Annotated in this window: 24 protein-coding genes and 2 pseudogenes; 17 read left to right on the top strand and 9 right to left on the bottom strand. The window is 64.7% G+C overall.

From position 1 onward, the window contains the following. From AC1DS3_RS11435 to AC1DS3_RS11410, 6 genes are all read left to right on the top strand, one after another. Positions 1–580: branched-chain amino acid transaminase (locus tag AC1DS3_RS11435; RefSeq protein WP_477127181.1), on the top strand; the 580-nt coding region annotated here is incomplete at its 5' end. Between the two features lie 101 nt (positions 581–681). Continuing rightward, positions 682–876, top strand: a complete 195-nt coding sequence (locus AC1DS3_RS11430) for a zinc-finger domain-containing protein (protein ID WP_006158072.1) — start codon at positions 682–684, stop codon at positions 874–876. Positions 877–997: 121 nt separating this feature from the next. Continuing rightward, positions 998–2020, top strand: coding sequence for a lipopolysaccharide heptosyltransferase II (waaF, locus tag AC1DS3_RS11425; RefSeq protein WP_183034520.1), 1023 nt, complete (start codon positions 998–1000; stop codon positions 2018–2020). A 57-nt stretch (positions 2021–2077) separates the two neighbouring features. After that, entirely contained in the window at positions 2078–2518 is a 441-nt protein-coding gene (locus AC1DS3_RS11420; protein WP_441638086.1) for a YybH family protein, read from the top strand. Between the two features lie 70 nt (positions 2519–2588). Further along, positions 2589–3656, top strand: coding sequence for a YheT family hydrolase (locus tag AC1DS3_RS11415; protein ID WP_441638084.1), 1068 nt, complete (start codon positions 2589–2591; stop codon positions 3654–3656). 154 nt (positions 3657–3810) lie between these two features. After that, entirely contained in the window at positions 3811–4404 is a 594-nt protein-coding gene (locus AC1DS3_RS11410) for a DUF2946 family protein (protein WP_441638082.1), read from the top strand. Positions 4405–4413: 9 nt separating this feature from the next. Here AC1DS3_RS11410 and AC1DS3_RS11405 read toward each other — a convergent pair whose 3' ends face one another. After that, entirely contained in the window at positions 4414–6126 is a 1713-nt protein-coding gene (locus tag AC1DS3_RS11405) for a M48 family metallopeptidase (RefSeq protein ID WP_477127180.1), read from the bottom strand. Positions 6127–6316: 190 nt separating this feature from the next. Here AC1DS3_RS11405 and moaC (AC1DS3_RS11400) point away from each other — a divergent pair, with 190 nt between their 5' ends. From moaC (AC1DS3_RS11400) to AC1DS3_RS11375, 6 genes and pseudogenes are all read left to right on the top strand, one after another. Continuing rightward, positions 6317–6799 carry a cyclic pyranopterin monophosphate synthase MoaC gene (gene moaC / locus AC1DS3_RS11400; RefSeq protein ID WP_477127179.1) on the top strand — a complete coding sequence of 161 codons (483 nt, stop codon included), beginning with the start codon at positions 6317–6319 and terminating at the stop codon, positions 6797–6799. Positions 6800–7588: 789 nt separating this feature from the next. Beyond that, positions 7589–8551 (top strand): M35 family metalloendopeptidase, encoded by a 963-nt coding sequence (locus tag AC1DS3_RS11395; RefSeq protein ID WP_477109305.1) that lies wholly within the window; start codon positions 7589–7591, stop codon positions 8549–8551. Further along, positions 8538–8954 carry a hypothetical protein gene (locus AC1DS3_RS11390; RefSeq protein ID WP_477109304.1) on the top strand — a complete coding sequence of 139 codons (417 nt, stop codon included), beginning with the start codon at positions 8538–8540 and terminating at the stop codon, positions 8952–8954. The genes AC1DS3_RS11395 and AC1DS3_RS11390 overlap by 14 nt, the downstream gene beginning before the upstream one ends. Positions 8955–8986: 32 nt before the next feature. Then, positions 8987–9328 (top strand): annotated as a pseudogene (gene moaC, locus AC1DS3_RS11385) (cyclic pyranopterin monophosphate synthase); the annotation flags it as partial. 252 nt (positions 9329–9580) lie between these two features. After that, complete coding sequence (locus AC1DS3_RS11380; RefSeq protein ID WP_441638049.1) at positions 9581–10033, top strand: hypothetical protein; 453 nt, start codon at positions 9581–9583, stop codon at positions 10031–10033. Between the two features lie 205 nt (positions 10034–10238). Beyond that, complete coding sequence (locus AC1DS3_RS11375; RefSeq protein ID WP_477127182.1) at positions 10239–10709, top strand: hypothetical protein; 471 nt, start codon at positions 10239–10241, stop codon at positions 10707–10709. A gap of 26 nt (positions 10710–10735) precedes the next feature. Here AC1DS3_RS11375 and AC1DS3_RS11370 read toward each other — a convergent pair whose 3' ends face one another. From AC1DS3_RS11370 to AC1DS3_RS11345, 6 genes are all read right to left on the bottom strand, one after another. Further along, entirely contained in the window at positions 10736–12607 is a 1872-nt protein-coding gene (locus tag AC1DS3_RS11370) for a PglL family O-oligosaccharyltransferase (RefSeq protein ID WP_441638047.1), read from the bottom strand. 111 nt (positions 12608–12718) lie between these two features. Further along, positions 12719–13174, bottom strand: coding sequence for a pilin (locus tag AC1DS3_RS11365; protein ID WP_441638101.1), 456 nt, complete (start codon positions 13172–13174; stop codon positions 12719–12721). 383 nt (positions 13175–13557) lie between these two features. Then, positions 13558–14253, bottom strand: a complete 696-nt coding sequence (locus AC1DS3_RS11360) for a TerC family protein (protein ID WP_441638045.1) — start codon at positions 14251–14253, stop codon at positions 13558–13560. Between the two features lie 305 nt (positions 14254–14558). After that, positions 14559–15440: a succinate--CoA ligase subunit alpha gene (gene sucD, locus AC1DS3_RS11355; RefSeq protein WP_477127178.1), complete on the bottom strand. Its 882-nt coding sequence runs from the start codon at positions 15438–15440 to the stop codon at positions 14559–14561. An 81-nt stretch (positions 15441–15521) separates the two neighbouring features. Next, complete coding sequence (sucC, locus tag AC1DS3_RS11350) at positions 15522–16688, bottom strand: ADP-forming succinate--CoA ligase subunit beta (protein ID WP_043343899.1); 1167 nt, start codon at positions 16686–16688, stop codon at positions 15522–15524. A 69-nt stretch (positions 16689–16757) separates the two neighbouring features. Beyond that, positions 16758–17432, bottom strand: a complete 675-nt coding sequence (locus AC1DS3_RS11345) for a DUF2889 domain-containing protein (protein ID WP_441638042.1) — start codon at positions 17430–17432, stop codon at positions 16758–16760. Between the two features lie 23 nt (positions 17433–17455). Here AC1DS3_RS11345 and AC1DS3_RS11340 point away from each other — a divergent pair, with 23 nt between their 5' ends. After that, positions 17456–17647: a hypothetical protein gene (locus AC1DS3_RS11340; protein ID WP_441638040.1), complete on the top strand. Its 192-nt coding sequence runs from the start codon at positions 17456–17458 to the stop codon at positions 17645–17647. 113 nt (positions 17648–17760) lie between these two features. Here the strand turns inward: AC1DS3_RS11340 and recX are convergent. Continuing rightward, positions 17761–18069 (bottom strand): annotated as a pseudogene (recX, locus tag AC1DS3_RS11335) (recombination regulator RecX); the annotation flags it as partial. Between the two features lie 118 nt (positions 18070–18187). Continuing rightward, the gene (gene recA, locus AC1DS3_RS11330) at positions 18188–19261 is read right to left on the bottom strand and encodes a recombinase RecA (protein ID WP_174428686.1); all 1074 of its coding nucleotides are present in this window, start codon (positions 19259–19261) and stop codon (positions 18188–18190) included. A gap of 308 nt (positions 19262–19569) precedes the next feature. Between recA and AC1DS3_RS11325 the strand changes: the two genes are divergently transcribed. The 4 genes from AC1DS3_RS11325 to AC1DS3_RS11310 all read left to right on the top strand — a co-directional run bounded on the left by AC1DS3_RS11325 (position 19570) and on the right by AC1DS3_RS11310 (position 24216). Then, positions 19570–20256 (top strand): response regulator, encoded by a 687-nt coding sequence (locus AC1DS3_RS11325; protein WP_441638036.1) that lies wholly within the window; start codon positions 19570–19572, stop codon positions 20254–20256. 114 nt (positions 20257–20370) lie between these two features. Beyond that, entirely contained in the window at positions 20371–21927 is a 1557-nt protein-coding gene (locus AC1DS3_RS11320) for a sensor histidine kinase (RefSeq protein WP_441638034.1), read from the top strand. Then, positions 21924–22250, top strand: coding sequence for a DUF4212 domain-containing protein (locus AC1DS3_RS11315; protein ID WP_477127177.1), 327 nt, complete (start codon positions 21924–21926; stop codon positions 22248–22250). Before AC1DS3_RS11320 ends, AC1DS3_RS11315 begins: the two co-directional genes overlap by 4 nt. Before the next feature lie 265 nt (positions 22251–22515). After that, positions 22516–24216: an MFS transporter gene (locus AC1DS3_RS11310; protein ID WP_441638030.1), complete on the top strand. Its 1701-nt coding sequence runs from the start codon at positions 22516–22518 to the stop codon at positions 24214–24216. Positions 24217–24403: the final 187 nt, after the last annotated feature.

Raw genomic sequence — 24403 nt, 5'->3', positions numbered from 1 at the left:
GGGCAACACCATCCACGTGGCGATTGCCGCGTGGCCGTGKGGCGCCTACCTGGGCGAGCAAGGCCTGGAGCGCGGCATCCGCGTCAAGACATCTTCCTTCACCCGCCACCATGTCAATGTATCGCTGGTGCGGGCCAAGGCCAGCGGCTATTACATCAACTCGATCCTCGCCAACCAGGAAGCCACCAGCATGGGCTACGACGAAGCCCTGCTGCTGGATACCGAAGGCTACGTCAGCGAAGGCTCGGGCGAAAACGTGTTCGTGGTGCGCGACGGCGTGATCTATACGCCTGACCTGGCCTCGTGCCTGGACGGCATCACCCGCGACGCCATCCTCACCATCGCCCGCGATCTTGGCATCGAGGTGCGCGAGAAGCGCATCACGCGCGACGAGGTGTACTGCTCGGACGAGGCCTTCTTCACCGGCACCGCGGCCGAAGTCACGCCGATCCGCGAGCTCGACGACCGCGTGATCGGCGAAGGCCGCCGCGGCCCGGTGACCAAGCGCGTGCAGGATGCCTTCTTCGCCGCGGTCGGCGGCACCAATGAACAATACAAGCACTGGCTGACCGTGGTTTGACACCACCACCCCGGGACCCGAAAGCGCGCCAGGCAATCACGAACCGTTTAACCAGTCATACTTCAGTCCATACCAAAGACTAAAACCATCCCCGCAACACCATGACGCAAACCGCCTCCCTGATCGAAATCGGCGCGGAAGACCTTCCGCTGCACTGCCCCACCGGCAACACGCCGACCTGGAACTACCATCCGCGCGTCTTCCTCGATGTGACCGACACCGGCGAAGTGAAGTGCCCGTACTGCGGTACCGTCTACAAGCTCAAGCCTGGCACCGTGATCAAGGGTCACCACTGACACGGCCCACGCCTGACCGCACCACCCCGATGCTCCGGCCCGCCCTGCGGCGCGCCGGAGCGTCGGCGTGCGTGGCGCGCGCAGCTTGCGCCACGCCCACCCTTCCGGCAGCGCCCCATTCATGAAAAAAGCCCTCGTCATCGCCCCCAACTGGATCGGCGACGCCCTGATGGCGCAGCCGCTCTTCACCCTCATGAAAGCGCGCCATCCGCGCCTGCAGATCGACGCCCTCGCCCCTAAATGGGTGGCGCCGGTGCTGGCCCGCATGCCCGAGATCCACCAGGTCTTCCCCAGCGAACTGGCGCACGGCAAGCTGCAGCTCTCGGCCCGCCTGATGTTCGCCCAGCAGCTCAAGAACGAAGGCTACGACGCGGCCTACGTGCTGCCGAATTCGCTCAAGTCCGCGCTGATCCCCTGGCTGGCCGCTATCCCGCTGCGTGTCGGCTATCGCGGCGAAGCCCGCTTCGGCCTGCTCAATATCCGCCACGGCAATCCGCCCCGCGACCAGCGCCCGCCCATGGTGGAGCACTACGCGCGGCTGGCGCTCAAGCCCGGCGCCCGCCTGCCGGAGAACCTGCCCGAGCCGCGCCTGCGAACCGACCCGGTGCGCATGGCCAAGACCGCGGAGCGCTTCGGCATCGCGCCGCAGACGCGCCTGATCGCGTTCTGCCCGGGCGCGGAGTTCGGCCCGGCCAAGCGCTGGCCGGCCGCGCATTTCGCCGAGCTGGCGCAGATGCTCAAGCGCTCGTTCCCGTATGCCCAAATGGTCACACTGGGCTCGCCCAAGGACGCCGAGATCGCCGACGAGATCGTCAAGGCCGCGCCCTTCGTGCGCAACCTGTGCGGCCAGACCTCGCTGGACGATGCCGTCGACCTGCTGGCGATGTCGGAAGCCGCCGTGTGCAACGACTCCGGCCTGATGCACGTCACCGCGGCGCTGAACCGGCCACAGGTGGCGGTGTTCGGCTCCAGTGACCCGCGCCATACACCCCCGCTGTCGCAGGCTGCGAGTATCATGTGGCTGCAGCTCGAATGCAGTCCGTGCTTCAAGCGCGAGTGCCCGCTTGGCCACCTGCGCTGCCTGAAGGACATCGAGCCCGAAATGGTGTTTGTGGAGCTGCGCAAGCTCCTGCACCGGGCCTGAAGCGCTGACCCGCCGTTCGTGTTTATCCGGCCAACGAATCCCTGAGCCCAGTCCACCATGCCTCGTTTTGCCCGCCTGTTCGATTCCGCCGAAGACATCGTAGAAGCCTTTCGCGAGGCCATGAAGCTACGCGATGCCGACGGCGCGCTGCGCCTGTGGCTGGATGAGGACTCGGTTACCTGCGTGATGCCGGACGGCCAGCGCCTGATCGGCCACGAGCACCTGCGCCAGGCCTTTGCGCAGTTGCTGGAGGTACAGCCGGTGCTGATCGACGTGATCGAGACCAGCAGCCATACCTCGATGGGCGTCGCCATCTTCGACGTGACCGAAGCCCTGCGCTTTGGCGACGACCGCGTCGAAGCCGACCTCTATGTGCACACCACCTATGTGCTGATGCAGAACCACGAGGGCTGGCGCCTGGCGCACATCCAYTGCAGCCCGGCCAACGCCGCCCAGGTCGCGGCCGTGAGCACGGCGCCAGGCCAGGCCCTCCACTAGGATTGGACGCGGCGCGGCGGGCCGGCCAGCCCGTCACGCGCGTCGCTTGACCGCCTATCGCCTTGCAGGCATGAGCCAGCTTCCGCCTTCGCACCACCGGCCCGCGCCGGACGACCTCCGCACCACCGACTCGTTCGGCGGCGGCCGCCGCATGCCCTGGTGGCTCGCCGGCGGCCACGCGCAGACCATCATTCCGGCGCGCTTCACGCAGCGCCCGCCGCGCGTGGCTTTCAAGCGCGAGCGCTGGACCGCCCCGGACGACGACTTCGTCGACCTGGACTGGACCACGCACCCGGTCACGCCCGATACCCCGCTGCTGGTGATGTTCCATGGCCTGGAAGGCGACTCCGGCAGCCATTACGCGCAGGCCATGATGCATGCGCTGGCGGCGCGCGGCTGGCAGGGCGTGATCCCGCACTTTCGTGGCTGCTCGGGCGAGCTGAACCTGGCGCCGCGCTTCTATCACTCGGGCGATGCCGAGGAGCTCCACTGGATCCTGGCGCGGCTGCACCGGCAGTATTGCGGCCACGGGCGCAAGCTGCTGGTGGTAGGCATTTCGCTCGGCGGCAATGCCCTGCTGCGCTTGCTGGGCGAACAAGGCAGCGCCGCGGGCCATATCAGCGCGGCGGCATCGGTCTCGGCGCCGCTGGACCTGGCCGGCGGCGGCGCGGCGCTGTCGCAAGGCTTCAACATGCTGTACACGCGCATGTTCCTGCAAACCCTGAAACGCAAGTCGCTGGCCAAGCTGAGCCAATATCCCCGGCTGTTCGACCGCGAGACCATGCTCGCCAGCCGTGACCTGTACGCCTTCGACAATATCGTGACAGCGCCGCTGCATGGCTTTCGCGATACCGATGACTACTGGGCGCGCGCGTCCAGCAAGCCGGTGCTCGGCGAGATCAAGGTGCCCACGCTGGTGCTCAACGCGCGCAACGATCCCTTCCTGCCGGCGCGCCACCTGCCGGGCCCCGCTGATGTCAGCCCGCAGGTCTGGCTGGAGCAGCCCGAGCACGGCGGTCACGTCGGTTTCATGACACCGCGCGAAGATTGGCTGCGCGCGCTGCCGGTGCTGCCCTTTGCGGGGCATATCGAGTGGCTGCCAGCGCGCATCCTGCGGTTTTTCGACGCCGTGGCTTAGCGCMGTGGCGTAGCGCAGTGGCGTTGCGCAGTGGCGTTGCGCAGTGGCGTTGCGCAGTGGCGTTGATTACGGGCCGCACCCGCAGCCCAGCGTCACCAGAACGAATGCGAGCGGGATGCCCGGACACGGGCGGTCCCGCAAGGAGGCACCGAAGATGGATGAGACCGTCAAGCAAGCCATGGCCCGCTGGCCCAACGTCCCCAACTGCTACGGGTGGCTGGCGCTGGACCGGCGCGGGCAATGGCGCATGCGCAACGAGTACGCCCAGCAGCATGGCCTGTCCGGCGACCCGATCCGCCACGAGGCGCTGATCGCCTTTATCGAGCGCAACTACCAGCGCGACGAACGCGGTGGCTGGTATTTCCAGAACGGCCCGCAGCGCGTGTTCGTGTCGCTGGCCTATGCGCCTTGGATCGTGCGGCTGCACCAGGGCAAGCTGCACACCACCTCGCGGCGCGCCTTCACGCTGCACGGCTGCCATGCGGACGAGCACGGCAACGTGGTGCTGGTGGGCACGGTGGAAGGGGAAAGCGGCGGCGGCCCGCAAGCCGCGCTGCTGCACGACCACGACCTGGATGGCTTTAGCAGCGCCTGCACCTGGCACGGCGAGGCCTGTGGCGGCAATCTCGGCGTGTTTCATTTCAACGGCGCCGACGTGCAGATCGAGCCGATCGCCGAGGACGAAGTGCCGGCGCGCTACGCCTTTGTGCGCCAGCCCCAGCCGCCTGCGGGAGAACAGGCGGCATGAGCATGGGCGTCAGTTAGGCATGCCCTTGTTGTCCTGCTTTTCCTCGCGGTACTGGCGCTCCAGCTGGTGCAGCCGCGCATCGACTTCCGACAGCGTGTAGAAATCGCCGTCGCCCGCCTTGCGTGCGATCTGCAACTGCTCGATGGCGGCCTGGTAGGCGCCATCCACGGCGTATTTCTCCGCCAGCGCCTGGTGCTGCTGCACGCGCCGGCCCTGCGCGGCATAGGCCCGCGCCAGCATGTCCCACCACTCGGAGCGGGCGATTTCCTCGCGCGTGCGCTCGCGCAGGAAGGTCACCGCCTGGTCCGTGCGGCCTGCGCCAAGCAAGGTCGCGGCATAGCTCAGCGCCACCGCGTGCGACAACGGGAACGCTCTCATCGACGCCACCACCTGGTTCAGCGCGTCCTGCTGCCGGCCCTGGGCGCGCGCCAGCTCGATCGCCATCACATCCAGCATGGGGCTGCCCGAGGTCGCGCCCGGGATCGTGCCGTACAAGCGGCGGGCTTCGGCCAGCGACTGCTCGGCCGCGGCGTTGCGGCCCAGCCGCTGCTCGGCGAACGCGATGCCGTAGTGGAGCGCAGGCAGGCGCGCCGGCGAGGCTGACGCCAGTTGTGTTTGCAGCGCTGCGCGCGCGTTCTGCAGATCGCTGGGCGAGATTTCCTGCAGGATGCGGGCGCGCATCCGCGCGAACTCGTACTCGGGCGTGCTTGCCACGCGGCGCACCGCCACATGGCTCACGCGGTCCTGCATGTCGGCGATCCGCTCGGAGGTAAGCGGGTGGGTGCGCACGTACGACGGCACCGAGCTTTCCGAAATTCCCACCACGCGCTGCAGCCGCKWGAAGAARTCRGGCATGCCCTGCGGGTCRAASCCGGCAGCSGTCATGATCTGGAAGCCGACSCGGTCRGCCTCGCGCTCGGCGCCGCGCGAGAAAGACAGCTGGTTGGACACCGCCGCCGCCTGTCCGCCCATGGCCAGCGCCGCGGCCGCGTCGCCGCTCTTGGTGGCGGCCAGCCCGGCCAGCACCATCGAGGCCAGCGCGATCCACATCGACTGGTCCTGCGTGGTGATGCCGCGCGCGATATGCCGCTGCATCACGTGGCCGATTTCGTGGCCCAGCACCGAGGCCAGCTCGGACTCGGTGTCGGACTGCACCAGCAGGCCGGTGTGCACGCCGATATACCCGCCGGGCAGCGCAAAGGCATTGATGCTGCGGTCGCGCACCGCGAACAGCTCGAACCCCGTGGCAAAGGTACCGGCGCCGGTGGAGCCCGAGATGTTCTGACGGCGCGCCGCCTGCACCAGGCGATAGCCAAGCGCGTTCAGGTAATCGGCCAGCAGCGGATCGGACACGTAGTCCGGGTCGCGCCGGATGTCGCGCATGATGCGGTCGCCCAGGCGCCGCTCCATGTCGGGCGTGAGCGACGCGGTGGACGGATCACCCAGGTCGGGCAACTGCACGCCGGAGGTCTCCACCACGGTGTTGTTGCTGCGCAGGCCAAAATCGGACTTCTGCCCAGCCTTCACGCTGCGGTTCAGGTTGTCGTAGACCTGGTCGCTGCCGTCGCGGCTATCGCTCCCCGCTGCGGCGGCGGCCGCTGCGGTACGCGTGGGATCGTTCTGCAGCAGGCGCTGCTGGGGCCAGGCGGGCAGCGCGATCGTCAGCGCCACCAGTGCCGCCAGCGAGCGGCGGGCAAGGCCCACGGGAATCCTGGAAGGCATGAGGCACGCCTGTCGGGCGGGCGAGGAGAGCGCTCCGGCGAGCGTTTGGTTCTTGCGCATGTTGCTATGATAGCGGCCTCCGGAAGCCATTCCCATCGGGCGTCGCCCGGTCTTGCCACGCCCTGCCCCGGCACGCGCGGCAAGCGCATCCGTCAGGCATTCATTCCCCCGCATCCGCCAGGTCCACGCCATGAGCCAGCTCACCCATTTCGATTCCGCCGGACAAGCCCATATGGTCGACGTCGGCGCCAAGGCGCACAGCCACCGCGTGGCCGTCGCCACCGGCACCATCACCATGCTCCCCGCCACCTTTGCGCTGGTGCGCGACGGCACGGCCAAGAAGGGCGACGTGCTAGGCATTGCGCGCGTGGCCGCCATCATGGCCACCAAGCGCACCGCTGACCTGATCCCGCTATGCCACCCGATCTCGCTCACCAAKGTGGCGGTGGACTACACGATGGACGAGGCCAGCGCCACCATCCGCTGCACCGTGCGCACCGAGACCCACGGCCAGACTGGCGTGGAAATGGAAGCGCTGACCGGCGTGCAGGTGGCGCTGCTGACCATCTACGACATGTGCAAGGCGGTCGACCGCGGCATGGTGATGGGCGATGTCAAGTTGCTAGAGAAGCATGGTGGGAAGTCGGGGGATTGGGTGGCGGAAAAGACCTAAACATCTGATTTCATTGAGTTATCCTCAGCCCACCCTTACACCCCCATTGCGTTCCATGCGGCCCCCCATAGGTTCATTCCAGCCTTTTGGGTGCACTAACAGTCGCAAGTTCTTCGGTTTGTCCAACGTTTGTCCAAGTGAGGCAAGCGGTGGCATCAATAAGACGTAGGGAGAACACGTGGCAAGCCCGTGTTTCGCAGAAGGGATTCCCGGAAGTCCGAACCTTTGACAGCAAAGCCGAGGCTGAGCGCTGGGCACGTGCCGTAGAGTCCGAGACTGCGCGAGGTGTGCACGTTAGCAGACAGGAGGTCGATAGGACCACCTTGGCGGAAGTCATTGGGCAATACATTGAGTAGGTCTCCCCGCTACACAAAAGGTTAGTGGAGTAGAGTACGCAAGGCCTTCCCCGCCTCGGCGAGAACCCGCGTTCTCAACACCCTCCAGGAACAGGCATTGCGCGAAGCGACCCAGCCGGTAGGTCGGCACAATCCTTGGCTATCCCCAGCTATCACGCTCGCAGTGGAAACTCGTAACCCGTTGATTTTCCGGGCACCCCGCAACTTGTCTGGGAACAATAAGCCAGCGGCCGACTGATGGTTATTGACGGAAATTCACATTTTTTCGGATTTGTCTGATTTCGTAAAACTAGTCTTCTCTGTATATCTGGCTAATCGCACAGATTGCTGTGCAACAACAGGGGGAGATGGATTGGACAGACCATCTCTATCCTCGCGTGCGCGTGGGCATGTCCCGCGCACCAAGCCAGACGATGAATAGGGAGATTGAACGATGAACGATATGCGAAACGCACTGCGCGACGGTGACCGGACTAGCAAAAACGGCGCGTTAGTGGGCACCGGCACGATGTCCCGTCACGGCGTCAACGTGGCAGTCGAAGGCGACTTCGCAACCTGCCCGGCGTGCAAAAGTGGCGGCATAGTGACCAATGATTGCTATCCGTCGTTCGACCTTATGGGGCGGCAAATCCTTGTGGAAGGTGCCCGAGTCAATTGCAAATGCCCGGTGAAACCAATCGTCATCGCCTCACAGAACGACTTCACCATCGAGGTGAACCGCGGCAACGGTATTCGCATGCCCGCCGATACCACCAGCACGCTGTCATCTGAGGCACAGAATAAGCTTGTGGAAAACATGCAAGGCAGTAAGCTTGCTGACGATCCGGACCGGATTTGCCCGAACATGACGAACGAGGAATTTGCTCGGCTCGTGATGGAGCGGCGCAACAAAGCCGTATCCCTAGTCGATAAGCGACTAACCGAACTAAAGAGATGGTCGTCAGCCGACAGATTCCGGGTCTCGGAATGGTTCGGGTCTGATGATGCTTCTACCCGAACAAGCTTGACGGCGGGACTTGGTCGCCTACGTGGTGTTCTAGCTATGCTAACGCCCGACAATTTCGTTCGATACTCCGAAAGCGCGATGGCGCATGTCGGCTGCACCTCAAATTCCAAGAAGAAAGTCGGAGTCGTAGCCGAAGTTTGCGCGCCGGACACGCGAACCCACACCATCGCGATCCATCTGGAATTCTGTGAGTTGCGGGATTATTCCTATACTGCGGATTCTCAGGTTTCAACGCTGATTCACGAAGTCTCGCACTTTGCCGATACCTTTGGTGCGCGAGATATTGAGTATTTCATGAGCGAGTGTTTGAAGTTCGCAAAAACTCGGCCCGAACTGACACTTCAGAACGCTGACAGCATTGCAGGATATGTGATCTATGAGCGCGGCTAACATCGTCCTTGTGCTGTCAGCATTCTTGTCGATGCAGTGCGCGCATGCGTGCATGCCGGGCAAGAACATCGACGTTTACTTCGCGTCCAACTCAAGTGTCGTGACCGCATCGGAAATGCTTCGCCTGGCGAACTGGATGGTCGATCAGCGCATCAAGTACCCGAAGCAAAAGGCCTTGACGGTCGGGGGCTATGCCGAGGAAGGCGAGAGTAGCCCCAAATCTCTGGCGGCGGAACGTCTCCACGCGGTCGCGCGTACCTTGAAAGAGACGAACTTCAATCAGGTGCCTGTGCAAGAACACTTTGGGGTGTACAGGCCGGGCGATGTGAGCAACGGGAGGCGTGTCGAAATCTCCCTGCTTCCGGCCTGCCCTAACGAATGTTGCGGGCCAAGTGGAAAGTAGAAGAATCCACAGCGATAAGCGATGCAGTTCGCGGCATCGCTTCCGAAGTCGACGTGCCAGGCATTGCGCGCGTGGCCGCCATCATGGCCACCAAGCGCACCTCTGACTTGATCCCGCTATGCCACCCGATCTCGCTCACCAAGGTGGCGGTGGACTACGCGATGGACGAGGCCAGCGCCACCATCCGCTGCACCGTGCGCACCGAGACTCACGGCCAGACCGGCGTGGAAATGGAAGCGCTGACCGGCGTGCAGGTGGCGCTGCTGACCATCTACGACATGTGCAAAGCGGTCGACCGCGGCATGGTGATGGGCGATGTGAGGCTGCTGGAGAAGCATGGCGGGAAGTCGGGGGACTGGGTGGCGGGCACCTGAGCAGGTTGCCCGGCACCCGCCACATGTGCCTGATCCGCATCGCCGATACGCGCCACCGATATGCACCGCCTTTCTTACCAATCCTGACACAGTCCAGCGCCAGGACCGCTTCCGCTGTAACAAGCGTAACGCCGCATTTCGCCAGAGCGCGGCGCATCGCGGCTTGCGGCAAATTGGTATTCAATGCAGTTTAGGGGGCGCAAGCTGCGCTGCCGGCGGAACCACGTTCCGCGTCGATGCAAGGTGGGCAACATGAACGGGCGTAGGGTTGGCCAGCTTTTGCTGGTGTTGGCGGCGCTGGGCGCGAGCGGTACCGCGCTGGCGGGAAGAGGCGGCGGCGGCTGGCACGGTGGTGGTGGTGGATGGCATGGCGGCGGTGGCTGGCATGGCGGCTGGCACGGCAGCGTAGGCGTCTATATCGGCCCCGGATTCGGCTACGGCTACGGGTGGGGCTACCCCTACCCGTACTACTACCCGCCCGGCTACGCCTATGGGCCCGCGGTCGTCGGGGTACCTGCGGCGCCGGCGCAGTACATCGAGCAGGACCAGGACGGCACGATGGAAATGGACAGCGGCGGTGTCGCGGCACCCGCGCCCCAGCAGCAGGCGTACTGGTATCACTGCGCGCGGCCTGACGGCTACTACCCGTATATCAAGGCCTGCCCCGGCGGCTGGCGGAAGGTGCCGGCACAGCCACCCGCCTAGCGCCTGCTGTGTGATTGATGCCCGCCTGATTTCCACCTGACGCCTGACAGACGGGCAAGCTGAATGCCCGAAGCGCTCACGGCGCGCTGCGCCGGCGTGCGCGGACCATGATCGATGACCGAGGTACCGAGGTGCCGAGATGAAAGTCCTAAACCACTTCAACCGCCCCAGCCTGCCAATCTTGCTGAGCCTGCCGCTCGCGGCGATGGTGCTGGCCGGATGCGCAGTGATGCCCAGCGGGCCAAGCGTGATGGTGCTGCCGGGCACCGGGAAGAACTTCGACCAGTTCCGGGCTGACGACAACAACTGCCGCCAGTTCGCCTTTGGACAGGTGGGTGGCGTCACCGCCAACCAGGCGGCCACCAATAGCGCGGTAGGCAGCGCCGTGGTGGGCACCGCGCTGGGCGCAGCGGCCGGCGCGGCCTTCAATGGCGGCTCGGGCGCGGCGGTGGGCGCGGGTGTCGGCCTGCTCACCGGCGCGGCGGTAGGGGCAGGCAACGCCCAATATGCCGGCTATGGCAGCCAGCGCCAGTACGACGCGGMGTATGTGCAATGCATGTACGCAAGCGGCAACCGGGTGCCGGTCTACGGTCACATGGCCTCGGCCCCGCGTCCGGTGGCCGCGCCAACGTACTACTATCCGCCACCGCCGCCCCCGGGCTACGCGCCGCAATAGCCCGGCGCGGCGCAGCTTAGCAAGGCTCACTCCGGTTTGCGTTTGGCGCGCAGCTGCACCCAGTCGCAGAAATCCCGCGGCTGCGCCGCCGCGTCGACTTCGGCGCAGGCGCGGGCGAGCGCCGCGAACTGGTTAGCCTCGTCCCCCGCAAAGTAGAAGCGCAGGCGCTCCAGCCACGCCCGGGCCTGTACCGGGTCACCGGTCAGCGCCATCAGCCAGGCGGTGCGCGAGATCAGCGTCGGCGTCGGCAGCAGGTGTACGGCGGCGATATGGGGCCCAAGCAACCGCGCGGCGTTCTCCGGCGTGATCTTGGCCTCCTCGATTGCGTCCGACGCGGCAGCCTGCCGAAACCAGAAGTTCGGCATCGGCAATGCGGCCCGGCGCTCGGCACGGGCGTACTCGCGCGCCTCCGCACGGCGGTAGTCCTGCCACATTGTCGTCAGGATGGCTGCCGCCACGCCGGCGAATGCCAGGCCCGCCAGCACGGCAAACCCGCGCGGCACGCGCAGGCGGCCGAACCCCGACGGCTCCAGCCAGCCCAGCATGAAGCAGAACGGCAGCACGAAATACAAGTAGTGCAGCGGGTACTCCAGCATCGAATGCGCGCACAGCATCGCCAGCCAGGTCAGCACCAGCCCCGTCTGCGCGCGCTCGCGCGCGTCCCCGCGCCACAAGCGCTGGCGCGCCACGCGCCATAGCCACGCCAGCAGGCTCAGGAACACGCCCGCCGCGCCGATCACGCCCATCTTGGCCAACATATCCAGCACGGCATTGTGCGCATGCAGCGACATCTCGACTTTCACGCCCACCCGCGCGAGCTGCTGGAACTGCGCCCAGCCATACTCACCCCAGCCCACCCCAAGCCACGGATGGGCGCGGAACATCGCCCACGCGTGCGTCCACATCGCGGCGCGCCACGAGAGCTGGTCGCCCCCCTGCATCTGCGCMACGGTATCGAAGAGGCGCCAGTCCATTGCCTGCCCGGCGCTCTTGATCGCCGGCTGCAAGAGCAGCAGCAAAACCACCATGGCCACCGCGGCAAACACCAGCCCGGCGGGACGCCGCATGGGGTTGCGCCCGGCGTGGCCAGCGCGCTGCATGGCGCCTGCGAATCCGCCCAGCTCACCGGTGCTGCCAAACGCCGCCCCGCCCCGCGCCATCCAGGCAGCCACCAGCGCATAAACCGCCGCCAGCCCCACATGCAACACACCGGTGCGCGAGCCGGACAGCACGATCCCGCTCACCAATAGCACCGCCGCCGCCAGCCAGGCCGGCACCCGCAACCACCCGCGCGCCGCCAGCCAGACCGCCGCCGCCAGCGCAATGCCCGCAACCGTAGCTTGGTGATTGGGCTGGTTCAGGTTGCCCCACAAGCGGCGGTTGTCATCGTAAAAGTAAGTGGACACCATCCCCAGCGTGTCGGGCTCCAGGCCAAACACCTGCACCCATTGCGCCAGCGTGCCCAGCAACCCCGCCACCAGCCAGGCGATGGCCAGCACATCCACCATCGCCTGCCGCTCCACGGACGACGCAGCACGGCCCTGGCGCCAGGCAGCCCACATTACCGCCGCGCCCAGCGCCAGCGAGAGTTCGGTCAGCAACCGGCTGCCCGACACATCGGCCATGCCGGTCAGCGTTTGCGTGATGCCGGTGGCGATCAGCCAGAGGGGAAAGAGGACGATCCAGGGGAACTGGGCAGGGGCGGCCTGGTAGGCCGTGCTCCTGCCCTGCCGCTGTGCCGAGGCGCCCAGCACGATGACGGCAAGCACGAACAGCAATGCGGAAGTCCATTCGCCGTAGAAGGTGGCGAGGGGGAGCGTGTGCCGGGAGACCAGCAGCGGTAGCGTGACGGCTACGGCCAGGAAGCTGAGAGGGATGGCTGACCGGGAGGGCAGCATGTGGGGTGCCTTGTTATGCCTTATTGGCAAAAGGCGGATGATAGCTTGGGGAGCGGGGAAAGAAAAAGCGCCCGAAGGCGCTTCTTGGTAATTAAAGCAAACCTAAAGTCGTTAAACGCCAGTTTGCGCCTTGCTGCAGGTCGTAGTGGCCAGTGTCCAACTCACTGAGGTGGCCGCAATGGCAGGCGTAACGGTCACCACGCAAGAGCCCACTGCAGCCGTACCAGTGATCGTGATCACTCCTCCGGTATAGGCAACGCTAGCTGCGTACTTAGATGCAGGCACCGTGGCAAATCCACCACCTGCCGTACTTCCCAAACCGGCAGCGCCCAATGCATCGCACGGTGCGGCGGCAGCGCCCGCAGCTTGGACATTATTTTGAACGCACTCTGCAATAGCCTGCTTCAACGAGGCGATGGAAGTAACATTCTCCGTCCAACGAGCACGCGTCACATAGTCCTGATATTGCGGAATAGCAATCGCCGCCAAAATACCGATAATCGCAACCACGATCATCAGTTCGATCAGCGTGAAGCCCTTCTGGACTCGGCGGCCCAGTTTTTTCATTTGTTGCACCCGTTGTTGCATGATTGACCCCTCGAAGGAATTTTAGATACAAATCGAAACATTCTGTTTCATGTGATGCCGTCAGTTCTTAGCACTTAGCGTGCCAGCGCCGGCAAGTCTTGATGTCTCGTCGGCGAGTGACAATTTTCGCCACTTCAGGCCCTTCCGGGTGTTGATCCCGCGCAAATTTTGTCACCAAGTATGACGCAGAGGGTCAGTAAGTCGATGTTTTAGCTTAAGTCAGTCTGAAATCGCACTGACATCACGGCCATTTCCGCGCCGTGGTCTGCGCGGCAACCCAAAAAACAAAACGGGCAGTTCCCGGGCCGCCCGTTTTTCCGGCGGCGCCCCCGACGGGGACCCCACCTACCCGACAAAGTGCGTCAGGCCGTCTGTGGCGCTCGCTTATTCAGCAGCTTGCCAACCACCACCACCAGCGCGGCGCCGATCACGCCGAACACCAGGTGGGCATGYGGCACGTGCATCTCGAACCATGCGGCGTCTACCGGGTCGCTGACCAGCATTTCACCGGCCAGGTAGCCCAGCAGCGCGGCGCCCAGCACGATGATGATGGGGAAGCGGTCCATGACCTTGAGCAGGATGGTGCTGCCGAACACGATCAGGGGGATCGACAGGCCCAGGCCCAGGATCAGCAGCATCAGCTGGCTGCCTTCCGGTCCCTTCTGCGCCGCGGCGGCCACGGCCACCACGTTGTCGAGCGACATCACCAGGTCGGCGATCAGGATGGTGCGGATCGCGGCCCAGATGTTGTCCTTGGCCGAGTGGCCTTCTTCGTCGTCATCGCCGGTGAGCAGCTGCACGCCGATGTAGACCAGCAGGATGGCGCCGACGATCTTCAGGTACGGCAGGCTCAGCAGCTTGACCGCGGCTACCGTCAGCACCACCCGCATGATGATGGCGGCGGCGCTGCCCCAGAAGATGGCCTTCTTCTGCTGGGCGGGCGGGAGGTTGCGGGAGGCCAGCGCGATCACCACGGCGTTGTCGCCGGATAGCACGATGTTGGTCAGGATAATGGATCCCAACGCGATCCAGAAAGCGGTGGAGGACAGCAGTTCCACGGTAAAGCTCCTCGAATTTCTTAAATTATGATTCTAACGCCACATGACACCGCCAAAAACTGCGGCGCCTGCGGAATTTCGGATGTCTGAGTCTTCAGACATGAAGATTTACCGTATCAAGCTTTCGATTCGGTTTCAATCGGCATGTCGCACACCTTGGGAGATACCCTAGGTAACGGTACTCCAGAATGACATGCCCCCGCACGCAGGCGGGGGCATGGAGAGCCGGTGTGCGGTCGCAGTCATGCGAGCGCGCCGGCTCCGGCAAGCTTTCCCGCCCGGAGGCGGGAGGCTGCAAATCGGTATTACAGGATCGACTTGAGCAGGCGAGCCATTTCCGACGGGTTCTTGGTGACCTTGATACCGCAGGCTTCCATGATTTCCAGCTTGGCTTGCGCCGTGTCGGCACCGCCCGAGATCAGCGCGCCGGCGTGGCCCATGCGCTTGCCCGGAGGCGCGGTCACGCCAGCGATGAAGCCAACCACCGGCTTCTTCATGTTTTCCTTGATCCAGTAAGCCGCGTTGGCTTCGTCCGGACCACCGATTTCGCCGATCATGACCACGGCGTCCGTTTCGGGATCGTCGTTGAACATCTTCATGATGTCGATGTGCTTCAGGCCGTTGATGGGGTCGCCACCAATGCCCACTGCCGACGACTGGCCCATGCCCAGCGCGGTCAGCTGACCGACTGCTTCATAGGTCAGCGTGCCCGAGCGCGACACCACGCCGATGCGGCCCTTGCGGTGGATGTGGCCCGGCATGATGCCGATCTTGATTTCGTCAGGCGTGATCAGGCCCGGGCAGTTCGGTCCCAGCAACAGGGTCTTCTTGTTGCCCTTGGCCATCTTGTCCTTGAGCTCCATCATGTCGCGCACGGGGATGCCTTCGGTGATGCAGACCACCAGGTCCAGGTCAGCGTCAACGGCTTCCCAGATGGCGGCAGCGGCGCCTGCGGGCGGCACGTAGATCAYGGACACGGTGGCGCCGGTCGATGCCTTGGCATCCTTGACGCTTGCGTAGATGGGAATGCCTTCGAAGTCTTCGCCCGCTTTCTTCGGGTTCACGCCGGCAACGAAGCAGTTCTTGCCGTTGGCATAGTCGCGGCAGCCACGGGTGTGGAACTGGCCGGTCTTGCCGGTGATGCCCTGGGTGATGACCTTGGTGTCTTTATTAATCAGAATCGACATGCTGTAATCCTTTGCTTGGCTCAAAGCAGCGCGCGAAGGCCTGGCCCCGGCGCGCTGCTGGCGTTCGTGTTCGCGTCTGGCTTACTTGCCCGCGGCAGCAGCCACGACCTTCTGGGCAGCTTCTTCCATGGTATCGGCGGCGATGATGGGCAGGCCCGAGTCGGCCAGCATCTTCTTGCCGATCTCTTCGTTGGTACCCTTCATGCGCACGACCAGCGGCACGGACAGCGACACGGCCTTGGATGCAGCGATCACGCCTTCGGCGATCACGTCGCAACGCATGATGCCGCCGAAGATGTTGACCAGGATGGCCTTCAGGTTCGGGTTCTTCAGCATCAGCTTGAAGGCTTCGGTCACCTTCTCGGTGGTGGCACCGCCGCCCACGTCGAGGAAGTTGGCCGGCTCGCCGCCGAACAGCTTGATGGTGTCCATGGTGGCCATGGCCAGGCCAGCGCCGTTCACCAGGCAGCCGATGTTGCCGTCCAGCGAGATGTAGGCCAGGTCGAACTTCGACGCTTCGATTTCAGCCGGATCTTCTTCGTCCAGGTCGCGGTAAGCGACGATTTCCGGGTGACGGAACAGGGCGTTGGAGTCGAAGTTGAACTTGGCGTCCAGTGCGATCACCTTGCCGTCGCCGGTCAGGATCAGCGGGTTGATTTCAGCCAGCGAAGCATCGGTGTCCCAGAATGCCTTGTACAGGCCTTGCAGGGCCTGGCGGGCTTGCGCCACGCTTGCGTCGGGCACGCCGATCTTGCGGGCGATGTCGTCAGCGTCCGCGTCGAGCAGGCCGGCCGACGGATCGATGATCAGCGTGTGGATCTTTTCCGGGCTGTGGGCAGCGACTTCTTCGATGTCCATGCCGCCTTCGCTGGAGGCCATCAGGGCGACCTTTTGCGAAACACGGTCAACCACCAGGCTGACGTACAGTTCCTTCTTGATGTCAGCGCCTTCTTCGATCAGCAGGCGGTTGACCTTCTTGCCTTCCGGGCCGGTCTGGTGCGTGACCAGGGTCATGCCGAGGATGTTGGTGGCGTAGGTCTTGACCTCGTCGATGCTCTTGGCCACCTTCACGCCGCCACCCTTGCCGCGGCCGCCCGCGTGGATCTGCGCCTTGACGACCCATACCGGGCCGCCCAGTTGTTCAGCAGCCTTCAGGGCCTCTTCGACCGAGAACGCGGGGATGCCGCGCGGAACCGGCACATTGTATTTGCGCAGGATTTCCTTGCCTTGGTACTCATGGATATTCATGCGTGTTTCCTTTCGGGTAGGCGTAAAAGTGTGGAGATGGAATCTCGGCGGACTGCAGGCCGGCCTGGCTTAGCCAGAAGTACCGGTTGACCTGCGCGACATGGCGCCGCCGGCGGGGGCGGCGAGCGCCTCCGCTGGCTGCGCCGCCGGGGTCGAAGACCCTTCGGTCTTGGTCCTCGGTTTTGGCTGGTGACCATACCAGCGGGGGTAAAACTGGCGTACGACTTCGCCTTCGAAATGCAGGGCATGGCAGCCATGCAACTGGTAAGGCGGTTCGGTACTGGTGTCTTCGGCACCGCCGTCGCGAATGTTGAACACATCGCCGGCGAATGCCTGGATCGCGGTGGTCGGCAGTATGCCGGCCAGCTCGGTCAAATGCGTGCATCCGGCCACGCCCGACAGGCGCTCTTTCACCGACTTGCGGAAACCCTTCATCAGGTTCAGGCCGATCAGCTTGCGGTAGGCCGGGCCGATGGTGTCGCACTGGCCGGGATAAGGCACCCAGTCGGAACAGGCATCGGCGTCCACGACGTTCATGCGCAGGTCAATGGTGACGCGCAGCCACAAATCGTGCAGCGGCTCGCCCACCGGGCGCACGCCGCCGCCTGCCAGCGGAATCTCGCGCGGCTTGGTGTCAGTCAGGCGCGCTTCGATGTCCCATAGGCCGTCGTCCCTAAGATAAGCCTCCGCCGTGATGGCACGACGGTGACGCAGGGCGCGATTGACGGGCGGGGAAAGCGGCATAACACCAGGCAGGAGCGGGAGAAATGGACGGCTGGGCCGGAAAACCGCAGGATTTTAACATGCCGGCCAACCTTGGCCGGGAACAAACTGCGCGCGGCGCTGTTGTCTGGGATTGTCGAGCGACGGGCAAGCCCCGCGCATGCGGAAAAATCGCGGCATTGCGGGGGAAACGGCCTAAGGCATCAAGTCGTGAACAAGGCGTGAACAAGGCGTGAAGATTCGGAATACGCCTACTGGCAAAGCAGGTATGTGCCCGAAACCGGTGCAGGACAGGGCCGTGACATCACCGCGGCATCACTTGAACTTGTGGCTCCCGCGCCGGCGGACGTCAGTCACTGCCGTCCAGCCATTCATCCGCCCCTTTGATCACCTGGCTCACCACCGCGCGGGAAAAGCCGCGGGCGACCATAAAGCGGATCTGCTTGGCCTTGTCTTCCGGCGTGGCGGGCGGCGTGCCAAAACGCTTTTGCCAGACCGCGCGGCCGCGCTCCAGCTCCGACCCGCGCAGGCGATCCTGCAGGTCGGCAAGCTGATCGCCGCCGAGCTGATGGGTGCGGGCTTCCTGCATCACGCGGGCGGCACCATAGCGGGCCGCGCGCCGGTGCACCAGGCTGTCGACAAAGCGCGCGTTGGACAGCGCTTGAACACCGCGCTTTATCAATGCGCTTTAAAAATGCAAACCGGGGCGGCGCGCGTCGCTGCGCGTGCCGCCCCGGGGTGGGGATCGCGGCCGGGAATGGCCCGGCCAGCGAAGCTCAGTCTTCGGCGGTGACCACGGCGCCGGCGGTGGCCGGCGTGCCGTTCATCAGGACCACGCCCAGCGACTCGCGCACCTTGTTCTCGATCTCGTCGGCGATGTCCGGGTTTTCGCGCAGGTATTCACGCGCGTTGTCCTTGCCCTGGCCGATCTTCTCGCCCTTGTAGCTGTACCACGCGCCCGACTTCTCGACGACCTTGGCGTCCACGCCGAGGTCGATGATTTCGCCCTGGCGCGAGATGCCCTGGCCATAGAGGATGTCGAAGAAGGCTTCGCGGAACGGCGGCGATACCTTGTTCTTGACCACCTTGACCTTGGTTTCGTTGCCGATCACCTCATCGCCCTTCTTGATCGAGCCGATGCGGCGGATGTCCAGGCGCACCGAGGCGTAGAACTTCAGCGCATTGCCGCCGGTGGTGGTTTCGGGCGAGCCGAACATCACGCCGATCTTCATGCGGATCTGGTTGATGAAGATCACCAGGCAGTTGGTGCGCTTGATGGTGCCGGTCAGCTTGCGCAGCGCCTGGCTCATCAGGCGGGCCTGCAGGCCCGGCAGCGAATCGCCCATCTCGCCTTCGATTTCGGCCTTGGGCACCAGGGCCGCCACCGAGTCGATCACGATCAGGTCGACCGAGCCCGAGCGCACCAGCGCGTCGGTGATTTCCAGTGCCTGCTCGCCGGTGTCGGGCTGGGAGATCAGCAGGTCGCCCACGGACACGCCGAGCTTGCCGGCATAGTTGACGTCGAGCGCGTGCTCGGCATCGATAAAGGCGCAGGTGCCGCCCAGTTTTTGCATTTCGGCCACGACCTGCAGCGTCAGCGTGGTCTTGCCCGAGGATTCCGGACCGTAGATTTCCACCACGCGGCCGCGCGGCAGGCCGCCGACGCCCAGCGCGATGTCCAGGCCCAGCGAGCCGGTGGACACGACCTGGATATCCTGGTCGATGTCGGCCTCGCCCAGTTTCATGATCGAGCCCTTGCCGAACTGCTTCTCGATCTGGGCCAGCGCGGCCGCCAGCGCCTTCTGCTTTTCGGCGCTTACGCCAGCACCCGCCTTCTTGCCGTCATCCATGGTCGTCCTTCCGTCAATGGTGTATAAATAGGCCGCATGTGGCGCGCCGCCTGCTTTTGCGGGTAACCGCCCGACCCGCGCCGCGCCGCGAACTCCTGATGACAATGAACCTGGCAGCAGGGGCAAACATTGGGCAAACGTCGGTAATTCGTTCGTTATTCGTTCGTTGCTAAATTCAGTACGATCCGGCCCGCTCACTGCGCGACCGGATCAAGCGAGTACTGTATAAAAAAACAGTATGCTTGGCAAGTCCCGCACGCGTCATTTGATGTAAAGCGACGACTAAGCCGGCCAGGGTGGAGACAACCATGCGTATTCTGATCGCCGAAGATGACGATGTGCTGGCAGATGGCCTGACACGCTCATTACGTCACTCCGGCTATGCCGTCGACCATGTCGCCAGTGGGGTTGAAGCCGACTCGGCGCTCTCGACCCAGACCTTCGACCTCCTGATCCTCGATCTCGGCCTGCCCCGCATGCCCGGGCTGGAAGTGCTCAAGCGCCTGCGCACGCGCGGCGCCATGCTGCCGGTGCTGATCCTGACCGCGGCCGACGGCGTCGATGAGCGCGTCAAGGGCCTGGACCTGGGCGCCGACGACTACATGGCCAAGCCCTTCGCCCTGTCCGAGCTGGAAGCCCGCGTGCGCGCGCTGGTGCGGCGCGGCGCCGGCGGCGGCGCCACGCTAACGCGCCACGGCCCGCTGGCCTTCGACCAGGTTGGCCGCATCGCCTACCTGAACGAGCAGATGCTGGATCTCTCCGCGCGCGAAGTCGGACTGCTGGAGATCCTGCTCACCCGCACCGGGCGGCTGGTATCGAAGGAGCAACTGGTCGACCACCTGTGCGAATGGGGCGAAGAGGTCAGCAACAATGCCATCGAAGTCTATGTGCACCGGCTGCGCAAGAAGATCGAGGTGGGCGGGATCCGCATTGCCACGGTACGCGGGCTGGGCTACTGCCTGGAGAAATTCCAGGCCACCGTGGCGCACGACTAGAATGCGCCATTAGAATCAGAATCGTCAGAATCAGAATCGGCTTCAGCACCGTTTCCCTTTCCCTTTGACGGCATGCCGGCGACGCCGCCAAGACCTGCCCGACACCCCCTCCCCATGAGCCTGCTGCGACTGCCCCGGCGGCGCGCACGGGCCGCACGGCCCGCGCGCGCGCCCTCCCCGCCCGATGAGATCGTCAGCGACGAAACGCTGGCCGGCGCCCTGCCGCACCTTGAAGACAGCGCGGGCCATCCATCGCCGCGCTCGCTGTTCGGCGAAATCCTGGACTGGATGCTGGCGCCGCTGCTGCTGCTGTGGCCGATGAGCATTGCCGTGACCTACCTGGTGGCRAAGTCCATCGCCAACGGGCCCTTCGACCGCTCGCTGGAGGCCAGCGCCATCGTGCTGTCGCAGCAGGTGCGCGAGGTCAACGGGCGCGTCACGCTGCAGTTGCCACTGTCCGCGCGCGAAATCCTGCGGGCCGATGAAACCGACAACATTTACTACCAGGTGGTGGGCACGCACGGTGAGTTCGTCGCCGGGGACAACGACATGCCGCTGCCCGGCGAGGACGATCGCGGCCACGCCGGGCTGGTCTCGCTGCGCGATGACCGCATCGCGGGCAACGACGTGCGCGTGGCCTACACCTATGTCGACCTGAAGCAGGCGGGCGACGCGCAGCCCGTGCTGGTGCAGGTTGGCGAGACGCTCGACAAGCGCGCGCGGCTGGCCAATGAAATCATCAAGGGCGTGATCCTGCCGCAGTTCGTGATCCTGCCGCTGGCGGTGGTGCTGGTGTGGTTCGGCCTCACACGCGGGCTGGCCCCGCTGACCTCGATCCAGCAGCGCATCCGCGCGCGCAACCCCGGCGACACCAGTCCCATCGACGAGCACGCCGCGCCGCAGGAAATCACGCCGCTGGTGGCCTCGTTCAACGACCTGCTAGCGCGGCTCGACGTGTCCGTGCAGACGCAGAAGCGCTTTATCGCCGATGCCGCCCACCAGATGAAGACACCGCTGGCCGGGCTGCGCATGCAGGCGGAACTGGCGCAGCGCGAGCAATCGCCCGAGGAGCTGCGCAAGTCGCTGGCGCAGATCGCCGGCAGCTCGGAGCGCGCGGCTCACCTGGTGACGCAGTTGCTGTCGCTGGCGCGCATGGAGAACCTGGCCGGCGCCGGCAGCATGGCACCGCTGGACCTGGCCGCGCTCGCGCGCGAGGTGGTCAAGGACTGGCTGCCGCAGGCGTGGGCGCGCCGCATCGACCTCGGCGTGGATGCCGACGACCACCCGGTGATGGTGCAAGGCAATCGCCTGATGCTTACCGAGATGCTCAACAACCTGATCGACAACGCCATCCGCTACACGCCGGCCGATGGCCACGCCACCGTGCGCGTCAGCGCGGATGCGTTCGAGCCCTTCGCGTACCTCGAAGTGGAAGACACCGGCCCCGGCATCCCGGTGGCCGAGCGCGAGCGCGTGATGGAACGGTTCTACCGCGTGCTCGGCACCAAGACCCAGGGCAGCGGCCTGGGCCTGGCCATCGTGCGCGAGATCGTGCAGCAGCACGGCGGCGATGTCAGCATCCTCGACCATGTCTACCAGACGGAGCCGCGCCTGGCCGGCGCGTGCTTTCGCATCACGCTGCGCCGGCCATCTCCCCTGGAGCCTGCATGACCAACCCCGACCATACACGAGGCGGGCGCGGCGGGCGCGACCAGGCCGATCAGTCCGAGCGCCGCGCGTGGCATCGCAACCTGCGCTGGATTGCCGTGCTGCTGTCGATCTGGTTCGTGGTCACCTTCGTGGTCGCCTGGTATGCGCGCGAGCTGCGCTTCGATTTMTTCGGCTGGCCCTTCTCGTTCTGGGTCGGCGCGCAGGGCGCGCTGATCGTCTACGTCCTGATGGCGGCAATCTATGCCTGGCGCATGAACCGCGATGAAGACGATGACGCCGGCGAGCTGYCCGTGCCCGCCCGCCGGCATGACGATGCTGCATAGCAAGAAGCCCGGCCCTGCCGCTCGAAGCTGATTGTCACAAGGCTCTCCAGAGGCTCTTCGCACCGCAGCGCAGCACCACCAAGCCAGCGTTTTGCCTAGCGTATACCCCGAGCGTTTAGTGGCGAATTCGGCCGAAATTGTCAGAACGCAGTAAGGTTCGCCTCCCACAATCCATTGCAACTTCGGAGGTTGTCGTGCGTGCGCCAGAGTACGCGTGCGCGCCGCCTGCCAACCCGAAAGATTCCGATCACAAACGGAGGAGACAATGGCTAACGCACAGAACGTGGCAATGCCCGGAGGCACAGCGCAGGGCTCGGCGATGACGCCCGAAGAGAGGAAGGTGATCTTTGCCTCCTCGCTCGGGACGGTGTTCGAGTGGTACGACTTTTATCTTTACGGTTCGCTGGCGGCCATCATCGCCAAGCAGTTCTTTTCCGGGCTCGATCCAACCGCCGCCTTCATCTTCGCGCTGCTGGCCTTTGCCGCGGGCTTTATCGTGCGGCCGTTCGGCGCGCTGGTGTTCGGCCGCCTGGGCGACATGATCGGGCGCAAGTACACCTTCCTGGTGACCATCCTGATCATGGGGGCGTCGACCTTCATCGTGGGCCTGCTGCCAGGCTTTGCCTCCATCGGCTGGGCCGCCCCGATCATCCTGATCGCACTGCGCATGCTGCAGGGCCTGGCCCTCGGCGGCGAGTACGGCGGTGCCGCCACCTATGTGGCCGAGCATGCGCCGCATGGCAAGCGCGGCGCCTATACCGCGTGGATCCAGACCACTGCCACGCTCGGCCTGTTCCTGTCGCTGATCGTGATCCTGCTGTGCCGCAACCTGACCGGTCCGAACTTCGACGTCTGGGGCTGGCGCATTCCGTTCCTGGTCTCGATCCTGCTGCTCGGCGTGTCGGTCTACATCCGCCTGTCGATGAGCGAATCGCCCGCCTTTCAGAAGATGAAGGCCGAAGGCAAGACCTCCAAGGCCCCGCTGACCGAGTCGTTCGGCCAATGGCGCAACCTGAAGATCGTGATCCTGGCGCTGGTAGGCCTGACTGCCGGCCAGGCCGTGGTCTGGTACACCGGCCAGTTCTACTCGCTGTTCTTCCTGACCCAGGTGCTCAAGGTCGACGCCACCACCGCCAACCTGCTGATCGCGGGCGCCCTGGTGATCGGCACGCCGTTCTTTATCTTCTTTGGCTCGCTGTCGGACAAGATCGGCCGCAAGTGGATCATCATGGCCGGCTGCGCGCTGGCGATGCTGACCTACTTCCCGCTCTTCAAGGCCATGACCCACTACGCCAACCCGGCCCTGGAACGCGCGCAGCAAAGCGCCCAGATCGTGGTGACCGCGGACCCGAAGCAATGCTCCTTCCAGGGCAGCCCGATTGCCCGCGAGATCGATTTCCGCAGCTCCTGCGACATCGTCAAGCGGACCCTGGCACAAGCTTCGGCCAGCTATGAAGTCGTGGAAGCCCCGGCCGGCACGGTGGCCTCGGTGAAGATCGGCGACAAGGAGATTGCTTCCTTCAACGCCTCGCTGGTACCGGCAGGCCACAGCTTCGACGATGCGAGCAAGAAGCAGATCGCTGCATTCAAGAAGCAGGTGGGCGAGTCGATGGCCTCGGCCGGCTACCCGACCAAGGCGGACCCCGCGCAGATGAACACCATCATGGTGCTGGTGGTCCTCGTCATCCTGGTGATCTACGTGACCATGGTGTACGGCCCGATCGCGGCCATGCTGGTGGAGATGTTCCCGACCCGGATCCGCTACACGTCCATGTCGCTGCCGTATCACATCGGCAATGGCTGGTTCGGCGGCCTGCTGCCCACCATCTCCTTCGCGCTGGTGGCGCAGAACGGCAACATCTACTACGGCCTCTGGTACCCGATCATCATCGCGGGCGTCACCCTGGTCATCGGCTCGCTGTTCATCCGCGAAACCAAGGACGTGGATATCTACGCCAACGACTGAAGGCGCGTGAGCCGGCCCGTCGTCCAGGGCACCAGACTCATGCACGACTGATCCGGTAGTCAGTCGCTCCACCGGCGGGCCGCAAGGTCCGCCGTTTTTTTTGCAGGCAGCAGGCCGCATGCCGTGCCAGTCGACGCCCTCAAAACTTTTTGAAGAAGTGGTGTTGACAGCCTCAAAATGCCATGTA

The sequence above is a fragment of the Cupriavidus sp. 01L46 genome, assembly GCF_056399905.1.
Note: the sequence above shows the minus strand (reverse complement) of the source record. Positions and strands in the feature narration are given on the sequence as shown.